Source organism: Rhodococcus sp. T7, assembly GCF_009872365.1.
Classification (GTDB): domain Bacteria; phylum Actinomycetota; class Actinomycetes; order Mycobacteriales; family Mycobacteriaceae; genus Rhodococcus_F.
Genome location: NZ_WXYH01000255.1, coordinates 1 through 1,000, shown reverse-complemented (window position 1 = coordinate 1,000; position 1,000 = coordinate 1). Strand labels below are relative to the sequence as shown.

The following is a 1,000-nucleotide window of genomic DNA, read 5'->3' as shown; positions in this document are numbered from 1 at the left end:
TTACGGAGCTAATCACGGTAATCCCGGTCCTACGTCGGTCATCAAGAAGGGTGCTCCGATGCAAGAATAAGGCTTGCCGAGAGCCGATATTCACCGCATTCGAGGAGCGCCTAATGAGTCGTAGGAACCCCTTGTGCAGGGATTCTTGCGGGGCAGCAGTTGGCGGGTGAGCGCGCGGAGCACCTGGATCCTCGGGTTCGGGGTCGTGCCGACCGGTTACCTGGCTCGAATACCGGCTGAGCACTCGTCATGGGGTCGTGGCCGCCTGTACCATCGCCGGCTTCCTCCTACTGCTTGGTCCGCATCACCTTTCTACCAACATAATAAATTGACTACAGAATAAATGCGGCGGGCAATCGCAACCTGAGGGGATCGTGGCCTGGACTCAGAGCCGCATTCGCCCTCGGTGAGCCAGGCGCAGTCGCCGAGGTCGGTACCGGCCGTCAGTTCTGGCGCCCACGACGGCGTGCCCACCGGTGTCGACGCTGTACACCACGGAACAGGTGGAGACGTTTCAGCGGTGGGCGCCGCGGCAGGCAAGTGCGGTCCGCCGGCAGGCTCTGGGCCGACGCGGTGTCGCTCGGTCTCGGCCCCGGCCTGGCCGCGATTTGCATCGCCGGTTGCTGTCGATCCAGGAGGAGGCGGGCCTGCCTGAGGAGATCTCGGCGTTGCGCGTCTTTGACGTGATCGCGCGGATAGACCCAAGTGCCGCCGCCCCGAAGAACGCGCTGACCTAGGAAGATGATTCGTCCCGGACTTCGGTTCGGACGGTGCCGCTGGAAAGGGCGCGGGCTGCCGGTGGGTGTGTGGTCGGACTCCGTGATCGTCGGCGGTTCGCGACACGTCGTGGGCCGCTGGCGGAGGAGGGGCGATGACTGCGAACTTCGAGCTTTCAAGGACGCGGCCGGCAACTTCCGGTTCCACTCGAAGGCAGCGGCTCAGACCGGGATGGCGTCGATCGAGGACAATGCCCCATCCGCCCCACTGCGGATCTGATCTG

General features: G+C 64.4%; 1 protein-coding gene. It reads left to right on the top strand.

Features of this window, described 5'->3' with window-relative positions; genetic code table 11:
* The first annotated feature begins 476 nt into the window (after window positions 1-476).
* A complete protein-coding gene (locus MLGJGCBP_RS51960; RefSeq protein WP_236581273.1) occupies window positions 477-737 on the top strand; it encodes a DUF6308 family protein in 261 nt (86 codons plus the stop codon).
* The last annotated feature ends 263 nt before the right edge of the window (window positions 738-1,000 follow it).